Below are 2,067 nucleotides of genomic sequence, written 5' to 3' on the forward strand. Positions count from 1 at the left end.
GAAATTTTGCATTAATATTACATTTAATAAGCAGGTGAGAAAAATGGTTGCTTTACTCGATAAGTTTAAGTCCAGAAAAAACAGGGAGCCTGAAAAAAAAGATGCGAAATGCACCTGCGGTGGGGATCTGATGACCTTACCAGGTGAAAAAAAAGATTTATACTTTTGCAGTTCTTGCAACAAGCTGCTTTATTTTCTGGAATCCGATCTGGAAGTTCCTAAAATTATTCCATTCAGCCTGGGATGGCTAAAGAAAAAATAATAACGAATGTTGGGTTTTCTTTTAAGTTGTGACTTAAACGCTGCGATATTGGCTAACTGAAAACAACCAACACTACAAGAACTAATAAGAAGAAAACAATAATTTCAAGCAATCCTGCCGATGAAGGTGTACTTGACATAAAAGTGCCTCCTGTCAGCCTGCGTTTTATAGATAGAATATGCATGCTGGCATATAAAAGTTCAATTATATGAGGTATTAAGCCTTTGAATTAAAAATTATTATGTGAGGTATGAGGTGTGAAAAAGACAGACAGTACTGAAATAAAAAGATGGCGCATGTATGCGCTTGTTGTGACCGTGCTGGGCATCATTTTATATTCGCTTCCCTGGATCTCAAGCATGTACAAGATTGCTTTAACCATTCCGCTCTACGCCATGTTTGTCTATGTATACTACAAGTATATCAGTTTAAAAAAAGCGGCCCAGACGGCGGCCGCAGTAAATGAGGATAGCCCTGACAGGCAAAAGATTTCCCCCGGGCAAAGCGCGGACAAAAAGCAGGCCCAGAAGGGCAAATCACCCGGTAAAAAAGCCCGGTAAAAATCGGGGACATTCCTCTGTCAGAGCCTCAACTTTAACCATCAGTTTCACAACATGTGCGCAGCCATTCCATCGGGGACATACCTCAGCATGCAGTAATGCCTGTGATAGAGGTGTGTCCCCTTTCCGCTGTCTGATAACGTTTAACGATATAACGCTGCCGAAGCGGAGGTGTGTCCCCTTTCCGCTGTCTGGTAACTTTTAACGATATAATGTTGCAGAAGCGGGGGGTATGCTCCCATTCCTTAGTTTGGTATCACCTAACGACAATAGTGAATATTTATATCCCCAAGTGGAGGGCAGGACTTGCTTCCTGCTCTTTTTTATTAATTGACATTCTGAAAAATTTTACAATTTCCTATTGCCAATAATCGTGGAACGTGATATTTTGTACTCAGTACAGTAATATACTTATTACAGATATGTACTGATTACAGGAGGTGATAAAGTGGAGCCGGTTAAAGGAAGCAGGATCGAGCGAAAAAAAGAAGAGACCAGAAAAAAAATTATCTCGGCAGCCGTGGACCTCTTTAACAAACAGGGATTTGAACAGACCACGGTGGAACAGATCGCGGAAGAGGCGGACGTGGCGAAAGGGACAATATTCAATCATTTTCCTGTTAAAGAAGCAATTGTCCTGGCGCATGTGCAGAGGAAACTTAAAGAGGTCGGACCCGAAATAGTTAAGAAAGTTGAAGGGATGCCGGACACCCGTACCCGTTTGACCGCCTTGTTCAACCTGACCAATGAATGGCTTGAAAACAGCCTCAATGAGGATGTAATAAGAAGATATATGGCATACATGATTCAAACGCTGCTTGAAACCGCTAAAAACCAGGAGGCGCGGAGTGGTTACGGAGATGTTTTACAGAGCATTATCAGCCTGGGACAGGAGAAAGGAGAAATCAGACGGGACATCCCGGCCGGGACCCTGGCAATCTACCTGGACTGGCAAAACGCCCTGGTAATGATGGCCTGGCTGGCTTATCCGGGAGTTTCTAAAACAGATATGGTTAACAGGGTGACAGACCTTTTCCTCAACGGAGCGATTGACCGGACCGGCCTGCGGTTTTAAAGATGTTTGTTCAGGCCGGTGAGATTTGTATTTGGTTTAGATATGGGGAGGGTAAAAAATGAAAGAATTTAAAGATAAAGTTGCTGTTATCACGGGCGGCGCCAGCGGCATCGGTCTGGGTATAGCCAGGCGCTGTGTCCGGGAGGGCATGCGGGTAGTTATCGCCGACG

The 2,067-nt window shown here is 43.8% G+C and carries 4 protein-coding genes; all 4 read left to right on the plus strand.

What is annotated here, in order from left to right; all coding sequences use genetic code 11:
• A partial coding sequence (locus NC238_16385; protein MCM1567486.1) for a hypothetical protein occupies positions 1-262 on the plus strand: 262 nt, incomplete at its 5' end.
• Positions 263-519: 257 nt separating this feature from the next.
• On the plus strand, positions 520-822 hold the full coding sequence (locus tag NC238_16390; protein ID MCM1567487.1) for a hypothetical protein: 303 nt from the start codon (positions 520-522) through the stop codon (positions 820-822).
• A gap of 448 nt (positions 823-1,270) precedes the next feature.
• On the plus strand, positions 1,271-1,897 hold the full coding sequence (locus NC238_16395; protein MCM1567488.1) for a TetR/AcrR family transcriptional regulator: 627 nt from the start codon (positions 1,271-1,273) through the stop codon (positions 1,895-1,897).
• A 58-nt stretch (positions 1,898-1,955) separates the two neighbouring features.
• Positions 1,956-2,067: SDR family NAD(P)-dependent oxidoreductase (locus NC238_16400; GenBank protein ID MCM1567489.1), on the plus strand; the 112-nt coding region annotated here is incomplete at its 3' end.

Origin of the sequence: Dehalobacter sp., assembly GCA_023667845.1 — a bacterium.
Classification (GTDB): Bacteria; Bacillota; Desulfitobacteriia; order Desulfitobacteriales; family Syntrophobotulaceae; genus Dehalobacter.